The sequence below is a fragment of the Bacillus cereus group sp. N21 genome (assembly GCF_016483395.1).
GTDB classification, from domain to species: domain Bacteria; phylum Bacillota; class Bacilli; order Bacillales; family Bacillaceae_G; genus Bacillus_A; species Bacillus_A pseudomycoides.
This window is the reverse complement of sequence record NZ_JAEHBX010000042.1, coordinates 1-14734: the sequence shown is the minus strand read 5'-3', so window position 1 is coordinate 14734 and position 14734 is coordinate 1. Positions and strand designations below refer to the sequence as shown.

The following is a 14734-nucleotide window of genomic DNA, read 5'->3' as shown; positions in this document are numbered from 1 at the left end:
TTACAGTGTGTCTTTTATATTAGATAAAACGCCGTTTATAAAACGACGAGATTCCTCATCCCCAAATGTTTTTGCAATTTCAATTGCTTCGTTAATTGTTACATTGTGTGGAATTTCTTCCATGTACTTCATTTCATACACAGCTAGACGTAAAATACTGCGATCTACAATACTAATACGTTCTAATTTCCACTTCTTTAAATTTTGACGAATTGCTTCATCAATTGCTTCTTTATGTTCTACACAACCAACAACAAGTGATTCTAAAAACTCATTTGTTTCTTCGCCTTCTTCTAGCGTATTTTCCACCGCTACTTTCGGCTCGATTTCTCCAGTAATATCCATTTGGTATAATGCTTGCATGGCTCTTTCTCTAGCCGTCCTACGTTTCATTGTAACTCTCCTTTATACTTCAAGTCTTTCCTTATGTTTTGTTATATTATTATAATTTATAAGCCGTCAATTTACTTACTCTTACAGTTTTCATTGATTTTTCAACCTTATAATACAATGATAATAACACAATTTATCGTTTCATACACGAGTTACAAGGCTGAAAAATAATAAAAAGATTAACTTCAAGTTCCATACCTTATCACAATGTACGTTTTTTGAAAAAACGTATCATTCCCTTTTTATATTTTGTATTTTTTAAAATAGTATAATAATTTAAAGGTTTCGTGCATGAAGAGATGAAACGAGAAAAAAGGTGCCTATTTGACAAGGCACCTTCTCATTCTTATACTGGCTCGATTTCTGTTTTTTGCGTTTCAAATGTTACGCCAACGATGTGAATATTTACTTCTTTCGGCTCAAGACCCGTCATTGTAAAGAGTGCTTGGCGAATATTATCTTGAATTTTTTGTGCAACAACTGGTATTGCTACACCAAAATACATGACAACATAAACGTCAACGATAATATCGTCGTTTACTAATTCAACCTTCACGCCTTTACCGTGATTTTTCTTTCCTAACTTCTCAACAACATCTGTAGCAAAGTTGCCGCGCATTGCCGCTACGCCATCTACTTCAGCAGTTGCGATACCTGCAATTACCTCAATTACTTCTGGTGCAATTTCTACTTTTCCAAGGGTTGTATCTTGACCCATATCTAACATATGTTCAGCCATGAAAAAAACCTCCTTTAAATGTATCACTGCGTCACAAGTTCATGCTCTTCCAAAAATTTAGTATTAAATTCCCCTTTTATAAAATCAGGATGATCTAGCAATTGTAAATGGAACGGGATTGTCGTATGTACGCCTTCAATGACAAATTCACTAAGTGCTCGCTTCATTTTTGCAATTGCTTCTTCACGTGTTTTTCCGTGAACAATTAATTTCGCAATCATCGAATCATAAAAAGGTGGAATTGAATAACCAGGATAAACAGCTGAATCGACGCGAATACCAAATCCTCCTGGTGGTAAGTACATTTCCACTTTCCCTGGAGATGGCATAAAGTTTTTGGCAGGGTTTTCCGCATTAATTCGACATTCGATTGCCCAACCTTTAAATTGTACTTCTTCTTGCTGTAGCGATAGCTTTTCTCCTGAAGCAACACGAATTTGCTCTTTAATTAAGTCCATCCCTGTTACCATCTCTGTAACCGGGTGTTCTACTTGAATTCGCGTGTTCATTTCCATAAAGTAAAAGCTTTTCGTTTTATATTCATAAATAAACTCAACCGTACCAGCACCTGTATAATCAACCGCTACCGCTGCTTTTACTGCCGCTTCACCCATTTTCTCACGAATATTTGCATCAAGAGCAGGAGAAGGACTTTCTTCTAATAGTTTTTGCAAACGGCGCTGAATTGTACAATCACGCTCTCCTAAATGAATCGCATTGCCATGTGCATCTGCCATTATCTGAATCTCAACATGGCGGAAATCTTCAACGTACTTTTCTAAGTATACACCAGGGTTTCCAAAAGCGGTACTAGCTTCTTGCTGTGTAATTTGAATTCCCTTTATAAGCTCCTCTTCATGACGTGCAACACGAATACCTTTTCCGCCGCCACCTGCAGTTGCTTTAATAATAACGGGATATCCAATTTGATTTGCAAGTTCCATCGCTTCTTCTGTGTTTTTTATAATCCCTTGTGAACCTGGTACAATCGGAACCCCTGCTTCTTTCATTGTATCACGCGCAACGTCTTTTGTACCCATTTTTGAAATTGCTTCTGGACTAGGTCCGATAAAAATCAAGTTACATTCACGACATAGTTCTGCAAAATCAGCATTTTCGGCTAAAAATCCATAACCAGGGTGAATTGCATCACAACCTGTTAATTTTGCAACGCTTATAATATTCGTCAAATTTAAATAGCTTTCTTTCGACATTGTTGGCCCAACGCAATACGCTTCATCTGCGATTTTCACATGAAGTGATTCTTTATCCGCTTCTGAATAAATAGCTACTGTTTCAATATTCATCTCTTTGCAAGCACGAATAATTCGCACAGCAATTTCCCCACGATTGGCTATCAATACTTTTTTTATCATCACAAAGACTCCCTTATTACGCTTTTACAAGAAATAGCGGTTGTCCATACTCAACAAGTTGTCCGTTGTTCACAAGAATTTCAACAATCTCTCCATTTACTTCTGCTTCAATTTCATTAAAGAGCTTCATCGCTTCAACGATGCAAACGACTGTACCTTCTGAAACGCGATCCCCGACACTTACATATGCAGGCGTATCTGGTGAAGAAGATGCATAGAATGTTCCAACCATCGGTGATGTGATTGTATGTAAATTCTCATCTTGAACAGCTTTCTTCTCTTCCTGCTTCGGTACTTCTACCTGCGCGGCTGCTACGGCTGTTTCCATTTCTACCGCTTGCGTTTGTAATGCTTGTTTCACTACTGGCGTTGTCTGTACAGACACAACTTCATTCCCACGCTTTTTCATTTTAATTGTCGTGCCATCTTTTTTGTATTCAAATTCATCAATGTTAGAGCTATCAATTAACTTAATTAATTCACGAACTTCTTGAATTTTAAACATATAAAATCCACTCCCATACACTTGTTTGTCCCGTTCTTACAGATACTGAACATATAAAAGCAAACTATGTTGTCTGTAAAGATACGATTCATTCTCCTAGAGAAATCATTCCTATAACATTTACTAATAGAAACTTTTGCTACTCTCATCTTACGATAAATATTTTCAACATTCCAATTTATATTTCTTTACGATAAATCGAAACTCCTGTAAAAAATATTATTTCACTAAATAATTTATTACCTAGTAATAATACCAAGTTTCACTCAAAATTGGCAAGACCACTTCATAAAAAACATGTTTTTTCTCTTTTTCCATTTAAAATATAGAGCTCTTGATTTATTATTCTCATCTTATTTTAACTATGTACAACAACATATTTTACAAAATGTTATTTTTTTATTTACAAGCCGTTCATCCTTCCTTCACATACGAATAGTATGTTCAAAGTAAAGTAAATTATCTTAATAGTGAGGTGCAGAAACATGATATGGCTCATCTTGTTCTTACCAGCTGTATTAATCTGGCTCATCGTTGTCTTCACTCATATAAAATACGGAAAAAGCAACCACCATTACCACGAACCTTTAATTTTCTACTCTCAGCGCATTTCTCCTTTCCGAGGAGAAAACATTGAAATAGCACAAAAAGATGAAATAGAAAAAAGCTATCGAAAACGATAGCTTTTTTCTATCCGGCTGTTCGCGAGTAGTAATCCTCCAGCTTATCATAGCTCGTAATACATATTTAAAATTTATTTTACTGGATCAAACTTGACGCCTACATCCTTGGATCCTGCCTCAGCACGAACAAGTTGGATAATTTTATTTGCTTCTTTTTGAGAATGCTTCGTAGCTTTTATTGTTACTTTAATATCAGTTCCATCAGCTCTTACAAGCGCATCTTTATAGCCACCTTGTGATTTAATAACTGTTTCAAGCAACCCTTCCTTTGTTTCCATCTGATCGATTGCATTTAATTCATCTTTCGCTTTACTTATTTCTTCAGCGGAAGATTTCGTTGATTTCATAACATCTTGTAATTTTTCTTTCTCTGCACTGCGTTGATCTTCCATTTTCAAACGAAGTGCTGTAAAGTTTTCATCACTTGATTGAACTGTTACATTGCCTTCTTTTTTGCTTGTCTCTTTTTTACTATCATCTTTTTTCTCTGTTTCTTTGCCCGATGTTTCTTTCGTTGTTTCTTTTGGAGTAGCTTCTTTATTAGATGTTTCTTTTGTCGTTTCTTTTGTCACTTCTTTTTCAACACCTTGCTTTTCTTGTCCAACCTTTTCACTCGCTGTTGGTGTTGCAGTATTCATTTTGTCAGGCGTTGTTACATAATAAACAGATAACACAACAACTAAACTTAGCATTGTTAGTAACCAAACTGTTTGTTTTTTCAACACTTTATTTCCTCCCTAACCCTTTTTTGGTAGTACTGCTACGCGGTGTGATGGTACATCAAGCATACGTGTCACCGCTTCCTTTACCATTGCTTTTACTTGTATATTATCCACCCCTTTTGCTACGACAAGGACACCTCTCACTTTTGGTTTCTCTGTTCGCAATACAATCGGAGTTTCTTTATCACCTTCGCGTATAATCACCGTTTTTTCATCAGTTGATTCATCTTCAACTTGTCTTTTTCCTCCAGTTTTATCTGTTTCACCTGTTGTTTGCGATCGTTTCACAATATTTTTTTCAAGTATTTTTTCTTCTGATGAGTCCAAATTCACTTCAATAGACACATCTTTAACCCCTGTTATATCTTCTAATGCTGCTTTCAATTCTTGTTCGTATGCTTTTTCGTATTTTTCTACAGCTGACATGTTCTCACTCTTTTTTTGTCCAAAAGTCGGCACTTCTTTTTCTGAATCTTGACTTGTCTTTTCTTTAAACACAGGCACTTCTTCTTTTTTCGATTGAAAGAAATTACTAAAAAACATAAGCAACATTCCAAGTATGAGTAGGACAAGCAAAAACTTAGGTGTTACTTTTTTTCCTTTCTCCCTATCATCTTTTTCGTCCCCTTTCAATAAGTTGCGAAAAAATGAGAATTTCGAGTTTTTATCTTTATTGTCCATTTACTCTACCTGTCCCCCCTTCCATTTGAACTTGGATTTGTTTATCCTCTAGCTGCCACCTGCTTGAAAAGAACTGTTTCATTTCTACATTTGTTTCTTCCGAAGTTTTCTGAGGCGCTCTCGTATTAATTTCAACTGGCTTTACTATTTCAATTGCATCGTTTTTCTTCACTTCAGCTTCTTTTAGCGTCACAATAACAGATTGAATATCTTTTGCCGCTTTTACTTCTCCCTTAGTTTCTGCTGCAATTATTTTTATTTCAGACACTGTCACGCCATACTTTTTCTCAAATTCTTTCCCAACTTCTTTTTTCATTTTGACAGCCATCTCTTCTAAACTATATGCACGTGTTAGGGCTTGTATTTCTTTTTTCTTTGTATCAACTGAATTTTTTATCGATCCGTCCGCTACGTATTTTTCTTGATTAAAATTCGCAATCACTTCATTTACATCCGTTTGTAATAACTTAAATAGCGGCGTTAAGATTAAAACGACTAACAATAAGCTCACAACAAATTTGACATACTTTTGTAAATTTGAATTAGGAAGGATAAGATGCAGCATCGTCGCTAAGAGCAAAAAGACGATAATATTTCTAATCCACTCTGTAACAAATTGCATACTCGTCACCTCCTATCGCATCATGAGGGTAATGTTCCCCGCGGCAATAATAATGGTAATGCTTAAAAAGAACATAAAGGATACGATAGCTAAGCAGGCAAATACATAAATGATACTTCTTCCTATAATATCTAAACATTTAATAATGGCTCCTCCGCCAACTGGCTGTAGTACTGCCGCTGCGAATTTATAAATAAACGCGATACAAAAGATTTGAATCGCTGGAAAAGCAACGATTAAACATAAGATAACAAGCCCGATAATCCCGACCGTATTCTTTAATAACCCAGAGGCGCTAATAACAGTATCCGCCGCTTCTGTAAACATCCGCCCTACCACAGGAATAAAATTTCCCGTTACAAACTTCGCTGTTTTAACAGCTATACCATCAGCAACTGCTGTTGCTGTCCCTTGCACAGATAATACGCCTAGAAAAACTGTTAGAAAGATACCAATAATCCCAACACTTACATTTTGCAGGAGCTTGGACAATTTCGTAACTTTATATTGATCACTCATTGTACTTACAATGCTTAAGATGGTCGCAAGTAATAAGAGCGGAAGAACAATATAGTTCATAAGCAGCCCACTTGTATTCATTAAAAAAATGATAATCGGATGGAAGAAGGATACTGATACAACCCCGCCTCCGGTCGCTATGAGTGCTAGGAGAATAGGAAGCAAAGCTAATATAAAATCTACCATCGTTTGAATCGTTTCTCGTGCATACGTCATGACCACATAAAAACTATTTAAAGCAAAAATAATTAACACCATATATACAACGGCATCTGCAATTTTACTTATGCTACTCTTCGAAAAGGCAGATTGTAGTGATTGTAATAATGCACTGAAAATTGTGAGCATAATGAGCGTTCCAAGTAGCTTTCCATTTGCAACAAGCTCATGAAATAAATATTTTAATAGCCCTATCATCCATTCTTTTATAGAAAATTCCTTTTCGCCCTTTACAAATTCCATAAAACTTCCCTTTTGACTCTCTGGTAAATAACCTCCATATTTTGTGACAAGCCCGTCCCAAAACTGCTTCACATCTTCGATTCCGAGTTTATCCAATTGTTGATCTACGACGTTTTTTTCTACAGGAGAAGCTTGTACGACAATTGGTAAAGAAAAGAAAAGGAAGCAAGCAAACAGCAGCTTAGCTCCAAACCTTTGCAACATTCACTCCCCCTTATCCCGTAGGTAAAAAACCAAGAATTGTTTCAATTACAACCGTTAAAATAGGAATAGCCATAACAAGAATTAAAATTTTCCCTGCTAATTCAATTTTTGAAGCAATTGCACCTTGACCAGCATCTTTTGTAATTTGTGTCCCAAACTCAGCAATGTAAGCAATTCCAATAATTTTCAGCAGTGTCTCTACATAGACATTGCTTACTTTCGCCTCACTGGCAACTCGCTCAATCATTCTTAAAATAGAATGAATTTGATCGATTAGCAGCAGAAACATGACACTCGCGATGAACACAATAAACAAAGAAGTGATACTAGATTTATGTTGATTTAGCACAGCTGCTAAAAATGTCGCGACGAGGCCCAATCCGACAATTTGTAAAATCTCGATTCGAACCGCCTCCTTTACTGGAAGAGAAAGACACTTTTAATCTTGTCAAACAAAGTATTAATCAAAAATGCAACATGAAATAAAATAACGACAAAACCGACAAGAATAACCCAGTTTGCAATATCCTCCCGCTTTAACTCTTTTAGTACTGTATGAATGAAAGCTAAAACAATGCCGATTCCGGCGATTTGAAATATTAATCCAACATCGATGGACATCGCCTTTCTCCCCCCCCTATAGCAGTAAAATTACGATAAGTAGTCCTGCTAGTACACCCAAACTCTTTATCATCTTTTCATATTGAAGTTGAAGTGCTTTCGCTTCACCCTCTTCTCTTTCTAGGTGCGTAATACATAAGCGAATATGCTTTTGCTGCGATTCACGGTCATGCTGCCCTAACGTTTCACCAAATTGCTGCAAAATCTCATATTCAGTTTGTTTAAATGCAGTGAGTTTCCAATTTTCTTGCAAACTTTCAAGCCAAGCCTCTCTAACTGTTTGTTCGCCGCTTTCTAGTCGCTTTGAAAAACTTTGAAATATCCAGTTTAAAGGCTTTGGCATTTGTTTTACTAAGCGCTCTGCTGCTTCTGATAAAGGCGTATGCCCGTACATGATTTCAGCTTCTAGCGATTGCAGCGCTGCTTTTAAAAGCCTAAGTTGACGCGGGCGTTCACTATATCTTTTGGCATACGAAAAACCAAAGAAAGTGCTCACCGCTACAATTAACACCGCACCAAATATTTTCACCATACGCTTTGAACCTTCCCTCTCCTTTGAACAGGCTTTCCATCTCCATCCTTGACTTGAACAATAGTTCCAGGTCCCTTTGCTTTTGATAGTTCAATAAAGCGATCAAACACACCAAGCTCCATCACAGCCTTTAAAGATGGTCGTTTCATTACATCATCAAAAGAAAATCCGTGAGCACTTATAAAAAGCTGAACACCTGCATGGACCGCCTCCATAATTGCTTCGCTATCTTCCATACGTCCAATTTCATCCACTATTAATATATCCGGACTCATAGAACGAATCATCATCATCATTCCTTCTGCTTTTGGACATGCATCCAACACATCAACACGCGGGCCAAATTCATATTGCGGAATCCCTTTTACACATCCAGCGATTTCTGAGCGTTCATCAACAATCCCCACTTTACAAGAAGGAATTTCATGAAAACGAACCCCTTGACTCATACAACGTGCCACATCCCTGAGAAGTGTTGTTTTCCCTGTTTGCGGAGGGCCAATTACCATTGTGTTTAACCAACGTGAGTCGTACAAATAAGATAAGAGTGGCTCAGCTATCCCAATTTTTTGACGGGCAATTCGAATATTAAATGATGACACATCTCGAATCATCTTCACTGCACTTTTCTCTGTAATTACTTTTCCAGCTAAGCCAATCCTGTGACCACCGCGCAAAGTAACATACCCACGCTTTAACTCTTCTTCCATCGTATAAATAGAATATTGACTAAGCTTATTTAATAAGTAGATTGCATCCTCTGCTGTAACGACATAGTCATAAAAGAACACTTCTCCACGAGCAATACATTCAAGTGGCCTTCCTATCCGAACCCTAATTTCTTCTAACGCGCTATATTGTTCACAGCCTTCAATAAACTGTTTCATCGCTTTTGGTAAAACCTCTAATACTTCTTTCATCTGCTTCTCCCCACCATACTTGACTTACTATTTCAGCACTGCAATAAAAATACAGCCAATTCCGAGAGTTAGAAAAAAGAGCTTCAAAAAAGAAATTTCATTTGCAACGCTCGCAATGCCGATCGACATCGTTAAAATTAATACAGTCGGTCCAACAAATGCCAACATACCATTTATAAACAATGCTTTTTTTGCATCATTCACATAAAGCATAAGCAAAGCGGCGAATATCTCCGCACTACCTGAAAACAACCGAAGCAATCCCATGACAAGCACGGATGTTTCCATTGCCGCCAGCCATTGTTTCATTCTCCCACCTTCTCTCCTACCAATTACTTTTCAGTTCACTAACAAAACTCTTATTCCAAAAAGAATATATTTGTACAACCATATGCAGAGGTTGTCTATTTCAGAAGTAAAAACATAATTTTCCACATTTATTATCATTTAAATCTGAATATTCGTAATCGTTTGTGTTATATTTTATACAAGGAAGGGGTTTTTTTTATGAGGCATGTAACATTGTTACCACTCGATTTACAATATGCAGATATCATTTTTACATTATCAAGCGATCCACATGTGAAAGACGCACTAGGGATAAAAGTAGAAACTGTAGAAGATACAAAAACATTCATTCGTTTTGCAATGGAAGAAGAACGAAAAAAACAATCTCTATCAAGGATGATAGTAAATGAAAGGCAAGAGATAATTGGCATTACCTCCCTCAAACATATTGATTGCCAAAAAAATAAATCTCATATCGGTAGTTGGCTCGGCTATCCATATTGGGGGCAAGGGTACAATGCAGCTGCTAAAAAGGAAATTTTTAAAATTGCATTTGAAGAATTAAATCTTACATACGTATTTGCCGGTGCCAAAACTACTAATATCCGTTCTCAAAAAGCGCAGGAGAAATTGCCTTATATTTCACTACATGTAGAAAAACAATTTCCAGATGAACATATAGCACTAGAAAAAGAGACCAAGTCCCCTTGTGTACTACATGTTATATCTCGTGAGAATTTTTTAGATTGGATGGGATTAAACAACAAGGAGGTATTAAATTGAAAGTAATTAAATTTTTTGTCACAATCGCATTAGAGTTTGTTGGGATCTATCTTTTTTCAAAAATGGTTGATTGGTCATTTATGGAGGCCTTTTTTCTAGGGAGTTTAGCGATATTCGGTGTTATTTGGTTGCTTGCGTTAAATATTAATCTTAATGCCAATATGGACCACACTATATACAAAACAGGGATAGTAAAACCATTCCAATTCATTTGGAGTCCTTACATAATAGGAACAATCAGTCTTATAGCTATCAATCTTATTACAAGCATCATTTATTATATACCTTATTTCATATAAAAAAGCACTCGTGATCATCACGAGTGCTTTTTATAACTATGCACGAGAAACGTATTTACCTTCACCTGTGTTGATGATAAGCATTTCGCCTTCGTTAATGAAGATTGGTACTTGTACAACAAGGCCAGTTTCTAATGTAGCTGGTTTTGTTACGTTAGAAGCTGTATCACCTTTAATGCCTGGTTCTGTTTCAACAACTTTTAACTCAACAGTATTTGGAAGTTCAACGCCAAGTACTTCACCTTGGTATGTCATAATAGATACTTCCATATTTTCTTTTAAGAATTTTAGCTCGCGCTCGATTTGAGCTTCACCAAGTTCGATTTGCTCATAAGTTCCATTATCCATAAATACGTGAGACTCACCGCTCGCGTATAAGTATTGCATACGACGGTTTTCGATATGCGCTTTTTCTACTTTTTCACCAGCACGGAATGTTTTTTCTTGAACAGAACCTGTGCGAAGGTTACGTAATTTAGAGCGAACGAACGCAGCACCTTTACCTGGCTTTACATGTTGGAAATCAAGCACTTGCCAAAGGGCATTGTCCACTGAAATTGTTAAACCTGTACGAAAATCATTTACTGAAATCATGCAAAAAATCCTCCTGTGTATTACAAAATAATAAGTTCTTTTGGAGATTTCGTGATTACTTCATTACCTTCACTTGTTACAATAATATCGTCCTCGATACGCACACCGCCAACACCAGGAATATAAATGCCCGGTTCTACTGTCACAGCCATTCCTGGCTCAAGTACCGTTTCAGAACGGAATGCTAAGCCTGGTGCTTCATGGATTTCAAGGCCCACTCCATGACCAGTAGAATGTCCGAAATATTCACCGTATCCTTTTTCCGTTATGTAGTCACGTGTTAATGCATCAGCTTCACGACCAGTTAAACCAGCTTTAATGCCGTTCACACCACGAAGCTGTGCTTCTAAAACGACATTATAAATTTCTTTTAATTTATCAGATGGTTCGCCGACTGCAATCGTACGCGTAATATCAGAGCAATATCCTTTATAATAAGCACCGAAGTCTAATGTTACGAAATCTCCTTTTTCTATCACTTTTTCAGATGCCACACCATGCGGCAATGCTGAACGAAGTCCTGAAGCAACGATAATATCAAACGAAGAAGATGTTGCTCCTTGTTTTCTCATGAAAAATTCAAGTTCATTTGACACTTCAATTTCAGATACGCCTGGGCGAATGAATGATAGAATATGTTCAAAGGCAGCATCTGCAATCTGTGCAGCTTCCTTTAATATCTTAATCTCTGAATCCGTCTTAATCAAGCGTAACTTTTCTACAAGCCCAGAAGTTGGAACAAATTCCGCTTCTACCGCTTCTTTATGTGCTGTATAAGAACTATATGTAAGAGTATCTTGCTCAAAGCCAAGCTTTTGAATTCCTAATTCTTTCACTTGTTTCGCAACTTCATCCAGAATTGGTCCTGTATGTTGCACAATTTCATAACCAACAGCTTGTTTACCAGCTTGCTCTACATAGCGGAAATCTGTAATAAACAGAGCACGATCATTAGAAATAAGTACAACACCAGCTGTCCCTGTAAAGTTCGTCATATATCTACGGCTATATTCATTCGTTAATAAAATACCATCAATACCAGCTTCACCAAATGCATTTCTTAACTTCGTGATCTTTTCCATCAATTTATGCCTCCCTAAGTTTCTCCAATAATGCAAATAACGCTAACTTATAGCCATAAAAACCAAACCCAACAATTTGGCCCGCCGCGACTGTTGCCGTCACAGATTCATGACGAAACGATTCCCGCTGGTGGATGTTAGAAATATGTACCTCAATAACTGGAATCGAAATGCTCGCTATCGCATCTTGAATCGCATAGCTATAATGCGTAAATGCTCCTGGATTTAGAATGATTCCTTCATATATGTCATCAGCCTCATGAATGATGTCAATAAGAGCACCTTCATGATTCGATTGAAAACATTCTAACTCCACTCCCAATTTCTCTGCTTCTTGCTTCATCTCTTCTTCTAATGATGCCAACGTTCCTTTCCCGTATACATTCACTTCTCGAACACCGAGACGATTTAAGTTAGGACCGTTAACGAGGAGTACTTTTTTCATATACTTTAAACTCCTTAATATAAAAAATGTCTATACAACATTCTAACACAGGAGCCACTTATTTGAATAGTTTGTCTACTCCAACCCTTCCCCTTGATTCACATTGTTCGCTTCAAATGAAACAGAATATGTGATAAACACACCGTATAAAATAAAAATACATATTGTTGTGACAATTGTTTCTTTCGGTAAATGAAGTGCATTTTTTATAACAGGTGCAATAGAACCCAGTCCGAAAAATAAAATGCCCCACCAAAACAGTCCATAGAGTATTCCCGGTAGTATCCCTTCAAATCTTTTGAAAAGAGCCCTATAGAGAAATGCCACTAAAATAGAAAGAAGCCCTATACAAACAATACCCAATACATTTCCCCAAACTCCTTCTTTCCACGATCCAAACGCAAATGGTAAAAGCAAATAGTTTGGTCCGGCTTCTGTAAATGAAAAAATATGAAGAAAATACCATATACATCCCCAAAAAACACCACCAAATAAACCAATCTGTACAATGTTTTTTGTTATTGATTGTTCTTGCTTCACATCGACACCTCCGCTTACTAGTATGTCCGAAACTATTTTGAAGCATGTTTAAATCATGCGAAATTTGTCTATAAAAAGAATAAGAAATGTCTGGCTTCCGTAACAATTTTCCTTGTCAGCAGCTTGTGTTTGTCGATAAAATAAAGGAAACTCGGTGATTGTCAAATCTCACAATGACAGAACCAAGTGTGACAATTGCCTCTTTTCTACATAAGAGAGAAACAAATACAGGTTGGTGTTAACATGGCAGAGGAGACAAAACAAATATACGGTGGGCAAGCGGTCATAGAAGGAGTTATGTTTGGTGGTAGAGAATATACTGTTACAGCGGTTCGTCGCAAAGATAAATCAATCGAATTTTATCGATTACCACGCGTGCGGAATAAAGTATTATCTATGCTAAAGAAAGTTCCATTTCTACGTGGTATCGCCGCTATCGTTGACGCAAGTGCCAATGGAGCAAAACATTTAAACTTTGCTTCGGAACGATTTGACGTTCATCCTGAAGACGATGAACAACTTACACACAAGAAAGAAGAGCAGTCAAAATTAACGATGGTATTAGGAGTAGCCGCAGTCGGAGTCTTATCGTTCATATTCGGCAAAGTCATTTTCACAGCAGTCCCCGCACTTTTAGCGGAATTGACACGACCGATTTTCCCATCTCACACTGGGCAAATTATTGTCGAAAGCATCATTAAGCTCATCCTTTTACTGAGCTATATATATATTGTGTCACTAACTCCGCTCATTAAGCGTGTGTTTCAATATCACGGTGCGGAACATAAGGTCATTAATGCTTACGAAAACAATCTTCCGCTGACAGTAGCAAATGTACAAAAACAAACTCGTCTCCATTATCGTTGCGGTAGTAGTTTTATTATATTTACAGTCATTATCGGAATGTTTGTCTATTTTCTTGTTCCAACTGATCCCCTTTGGGTCAGAGTGGTAAATCGAATTTTATTAATTCCAGTTGTTCTAGGGATTTCTTTTGAAGTCTTGCAATTTACGAATCGATTACGAGATATTCCGGTCTTGCGCGCATTAGGATACCCAGGGTTATGGCTTCAACTATTAACAACAAAAGAACCAGAAGATGATCAAGTTGAAGTTGCAATTGCATCCTTTGAAGAATTATTATGTTTAGAAGAAAAACACTAATAATTTTTTAAAAATGGTACTCAACTCCTTTCCTTGTCGCTAATATACTAATTTTAATATATGTTATTTAGGAGGTGTTCCCTATGAACGGTCGTTCGTTTACGTTCGCTTTATTCGTGCTTATTATTGGGTTAGCAATATTCGGTCTCGTATCATCTGCAATTACAGATCCATACGGAATGGTTAAAAACATTGTCATCATGTTACTTGTTGTTGGTGTCTTTTATTTATTATATAAAATGTTTACAAGTTCCAGCGGTTCCGCCAATTCGCAAAACTCTTATAAGCGTGCTGCGAAACAATCGAACCGAAAATACGGAAAACAAAACGTAGCACCCCTAAGCAATTCTTTATTAAAACGAAATGCTTCTGATGACAAAGTTAAGAAAGGCAATTCATCATTGTTAAAAAGGAAACGAAAACAATCTCATTTAACCGTGATTGAAGGTAAAAAAAATAAAAAGAAAGACCGCGCTTCCTTTTAGTGAACTGTACCCCGAATCGTGGACACTTAAAAAAAGTCCATGCTTCGGGGTTTTTGTGTATCTTTACACTCATTC

The 14734-nt window shown here is 36.9% G+C and carries 22 protein-coding genes; 5 read left to right on the top strand and 17 right to left on the bottom strand.

All coding sequences use genetic code 11. The features are described from left to right. The 4 genes from nusB to accB all read right to left on the bottom strand — a co-directional run bounded on the left by nusB (position 1) and on the right by accB (position 3013). The gene (gene nusB, locus JDS96_RS20525; protein WP_199667866.1) at positions 1–393 is read right to left on the bottom strand and encodes a N utilization substance protein NusB; all 393 of its coding nucleotides are present in this window, start codon (positions 391–393) and stop codon (positions 1–3) included. A gap of 346 nt (positions 394–739) precedes the next feature. Continuing rightward, positions 740–1132: an Asp23/Gls24 family envelope stress response protein gene (locus JDS96_RS20520; RefSeq protein ID WP_003208459.1), complete on the bottom strand. Its 393-nt coding sequence runs from the start codon at positions 1130–1132 to the stop codon at positions 740–742. A 23-nt stretch (positions 1133–1155) separates the two neighbouring features. Next, on the bottom strand, positions 1156–2508 hold the full coding sequence (gene accC, locus JDS96_RS20515) for an acetyl-CoA carboxylase biotin carboxylase subunit (RefSeq protein ID WP_003200233.1): 1353 nt from the start codon (positions 2506–2508) through the stop codon (positions 1156–1158). Between the two features lie 16 nt (positions 2509–2524). Then, the gene (gene accB, locus JDS96_RS20510; protein ID WP_018766177.1) at positions 2525–3013 is read right to left on the bottom strand and encodes an acetyl-CoA carboxylase biotin carboxyl carrier protein; all 489 of its coding nucleotides are present in this window, start codon (positions 3011–3013) and stop codon (positions 2525–2527) included. A gap of 485 nt (positions 3014–3498) precedes the next feature. On the opposite strand from accB, the gene JDS96_RS20505 reads away from it, so the two are divergent. Continuing rightward, a complete protein-coding gene (locus JDS96_RS20505) occupies positions 3499–3696 on the top strand; it encodes a hypothetical protein (protein ID WP_016116263.1) in 198 nt (65 codons plus the stop codon). Positions 3697–3767: 71 nt separating this feature from the next. Here the strand turns inward: JDS96_RS20505 and JDS96_RS20500 are convergent, their stop codons facing one another. The 9 genes from JDS96_RS20500 to JDS96_RS20460 are packed head-to-tail and all read right to left on the bottom strand — an operon-like array spanning position 3768 to position 9288. Next, positions 3768–4421, bottom strand: coding sequence for a SpoIIIAH-like family protein (locus JDS96_RS20500; RefSeq protein ID WP_199667865.1), 654 nt, complete (start codon positions 4419–4421; stop codon positions 3768–3770). Between the two features lie 12 nt (positions 4422–4433). Continuing rightward, a complete protein-coding gene (spoIIIAG, locus tag JDS96_RS20495) occupies positions 4434–5099 on the bottom strand; it encodes a stage III sporulation protein AG (protein WP_199667864.1) in 666 nt (221 codons plus the stop codon). Then, positions 5089–5721 carry a stage III sporulation protein AF gene (spoIIIAF, locus tag JDS96_RS20490; protein WP_199667863.1) on the bottom strand — a complete coding sequence of 211 codons (633 nt, stop codon included), beginning with the start codon at positions 5719–5721 and terminating at the stop codon, positions 5089–5091. Before spoIIIAF ends, spoIIIAG begins: the two co-directional genes overlap by 11 nt. Positions 5722–5733: 12 nt before the next feature. Then, complete coding sequence (spoIIIAE, locus tag JDS96_RS20485; protein WP_003208467.1) at positions 5734–6906, bottom strand: stage III sporulation protein AE; 1173 nt, start codon at positions 6904–6906, stop codon at positions 5734–5736. Positions 6907–6916: 10 nt separating this feature from the next. Continuing rightward, the gene (gene spoIIIAD / locus JDS96_RS20480; RefSeq protein ID WP_199667887.1) at positions 6917–7303 is read right to left on the bottom strand and encodes a stage III sporulation protein AD; all 387 of its coding nucleotides are present in this window, start codon (positions 7301–7303) and stop codon (positions 6917–6919) included. A 20-nt stretch (positions 7304–7323) separates the two neighbouring features. Continuing rightward, on the bottom strand, positions 7324–7527 hold the full coding sequence (spoIIIAC, locus tag JDS96_RS20475) for a stage III sporulation protein AC (RefSeq protein ID WP_000020914.1): 204 nt from the start codon (positions 7525–7527) through the stop codon (positions 7324–7326). Positions 7528–7543: 16 nt separating this feature from the next. Next, the gene (gene spoIIIAB / locus JDS96_RS20470) at positions 7544–8059 is read right to left on the bottom strand and encodes a stage III sporulation protein SpoIIIAB (protein WP_016131997.1); all 516 of its coding nucleotides are present in this window, start codon (positions 8057–8059) and stop codon (positions 7544–7546) included. Then, positions 8053–8979 (bottom strand): stage III sporulation protein AA, encoded by a 927-nt coding sequence (gene spoIIIAA, locus JDS96_RS20465; protein WP_199667862.1) that lies wholly within the window; start codon positions 8977–8979, stop codon positions 8053–8055. Before spoIIIAA ends, spoIIIAB begins: the two co-directional genes overlap by 7 nt. 27 nt (positions 8980–9006) lie before the next feature. Beyond that, positions 9007–9288 (bottom strand): YqhV family protein, encoded by a 282-nt coding sequence (locus JDS96_RS20460; RefSeq protein WP_003200251.1) that lies wholly within the window; start codon positions 9286–9288, stop codon positions 9007–9009. Positions 9289–9486: 198 nt separating this feature from the next. On the opposite strand from JDS96_RS20460, the gene JDS96_RS20455 reads away from it, so the two are divergent. Together JDS96_RS20455 and JDS96_RS20450 are read left to right on the top strand one after the other, a co-directional pair. After that, positions 9487–10050 (top strand): GNAT family N-acetyltransferase, encoded by a 564-nt coding sequence (locus JDS96_RS20455; RefSeq protein WP_199667861.1) that lies wholly within the window; start codon positions 9487–9489, stop codon positions 10048–10050. After that, positions 10047–10349, top strand: coding sequence for a hypothetical protein (locus tag JDS96_RS20450; RefSeq protein ID WP_199667860.1), 303 nt, complete (start codon positions 10047–10049; stop codon positions 10347–10349). Before JDS96_RS20455 ends, JDS96_RS20450 begins: the two co-directional genes overlap by 4 nt. Positions 10350–10385: 36 nt before the next feature. On the opposite strand, the gene efp is transcribed toward JDS96_RS20450, so the two are convergent. The 4 genes from efp to JDS96_RS20430 all read right to left on the bottom strand — a co-directional run bounded on the left by efp (position 10386) and on the right by JDS96_RS20430 (position 13010). Continuing rightward, the gene (gene efp / locus JDS96_RS20445) at positions 10386–10943 is read right to left on the bottom strand and encodes an elongation factor P (RefSeq protein ID WP_003200327.1); all 558 of its coding nucleotides are present in this window, start codon (positions 10941–10943) and stop codon (positions 10386–10388) included. Between the two features lie 20 nt (positions 10944–10963). Next, positions 10964–12025 (bottom strand): Xaa-Pro dipeptidase, encoded by a 1062-nt coding sequence (gene pepQ / locus JDS96_RS20440; protein ID WP_003200325.1) that lies wholly within the window; start codon positions 12023–12025, stop codon positions 10964–10966. A 4-nt stretch (positions 12026–12029) separates the two neighbouring features. After that, a complete protein-coding gene (aroQ, locus tag JDS96_RS20435) occupies positions 12030–12470 on the bottom strand; it encodes a type II 3-dehydroquinate dehydratase (protein ID WP_199667859.1) in 441 nt (146 codons plus the stop codon). A 75-nt stretch (positions 12471–12545) separates the two neighbouring features. Next, positions 12546–13010: a YqhR family membrane protein gene (locus tag JDS96_RS20430; protein ID WP_199667858.1), complete on the bottom strand. Its 465-nt coding sequence runs from the start codon at positions 13008–13010 to the stop codon at positions 12546–12548. A gap of 243 nt (positions 13011–13253) precedes the next feature. Between JDS96_RS20430 and JDS96_RS20425 the strand changes: the two genes are divergently transcribed. Next, on the top strand, positions 13254–14174 hold the full coding sequence (locus JDS96_RS20425) for a DUF1385 domain-containing protein (protein ID WP_199667857.1): 921 nt from the start codon (positions 13254–13256) through the stop codon (positions 14172–14174). An 83-nt stretch (positions 14175–14257) separates the two neighbouring features. Beyond that, positions 14258–14659, top strand: coding sequence for an SA1362 family protein (locus JDS96_RS20420; protein ID WP_006095934.1), 402 nt, complete (start codon positions 14258–14260; stop codon positions 14657–14659). Positions 14660–14734 lie beyond the last annotated feature (75 nt).

Coding starts and splice junctions, on each gene's coding strand:
- JDS96_RS20505 (WP_016116263.1), top strand. CDS start 3,499: ATGATATGGCTCATCTTGTTCTTACCAGCTGTATTAATCTGGCTCATC.
- aroQ (WP_199667859.1), bottom strand. CDS start 12,470: ATGAAAAAAGTACTCCTCGTTAACGGTCCTAACTTAAATCGTCTCGGT.
- JDS96_RS20425 (WP_199667857.1), top strand. CDS start 13,254: ATGGCAGAGGAGACAAAACAAATATACGGTGGGCAAGCGGTCATAGAA.
- spoIIIAE (WP_003208467.1), bottom strand. CDS start 6,906: ATGTTGCAAAGGTTTGGAGCTAAGCTGCTGTTTGCTTGCTTCCTTTTC.
- spoIIIAC (WP_000020914.1), bottom strand. CDS start 7,527: ATGTCCATCGATGTTGGATTAATATTTCAAATCGCCGGAATCGGCATT.
- spoIIIAA (WP_199667862.1), bottom strand. CDS start 8,979: ATGAAAGAAGTATTAGAGGTTTTACCAAAAGCGATGAAACAGTTTATT.
- JDS96_RS20520 (WP_003208459.1), bottom strand. CDS start 1,132: ATGGCTGAACATATGTTAGATATGGGTCAAGATACAACCCTTGGAAAA.
- spoIIIAG (WP_199667864.1), bottom strand. CDS start 5,099: ATGGACAATAAAGATAAAAACTCGAAATTCTCATTTTTTCGCAACTTA.
- nusB (WP_199667866.1), bottom strand. CDS start 393: ATGAAACGTAGGACGGCTAGAGAAAGAGCCATGCAAGCATTATACCAA.
- JDS96_RS20455 (WP_199667861.1), top strand. CDS start 9,487: ATGAGGCATGTAACATTGTTACCACTCGATTTACAATATGCAGATATC.
- pepQ (WP_003200325.1), bottom strand. CDS start 12,025: ATGGAAAAGATCACGAAGTTAAGAAATGCATTTGGTGAAGCTGGTATT.
- spoIIIAF (WP_199667863.1), bottom strand. CDS start 5,721: ATGCAATTTGTTACAGAGTGGATTAGAAATATTATCGTCTTTTTGCTC.
- efp (WP_003200327.1), bottom strand. CDS start 10,943: ATGATTTCAGTAAATGATTTTCGTACAGGTTTAACAATTTCAGTGGAC.
- JDS96_RS20460 (WP_003200251.1), bottom strand. CDS start 9,288: ATGAAACAATGGCTGGCGGCAATGGAAACATCCGTGCTTGTCATGGGA.
- accB (WP_018766177.1), bottom strand. CDS start 3,013: ATGTTTAAAATTCAAGAAGTTCGTGAATTAATTAAGTTAATTGATAGC.
- spoIIIAB (WP_016131997.1), bottom strand. CDS start 8,059: ATGGTGAAAATATTTGGTGCGGTGTTAATTGTAGCGGTGAGCACTTTC.
- accC (WP_003200233.1), bottom strand. CDS start 2,508: ATGATAAAAAAAGTATTGATAGCCAATCGTGGGGAAATTGCTGTGCGA.
- JDS96_RS20420 (WP_006095934.1), top strand. CDS start 14,258: ATGAACGGTCGTTCGTTTACGTTCGCTTTATTCGTGCTTATTATTGGG.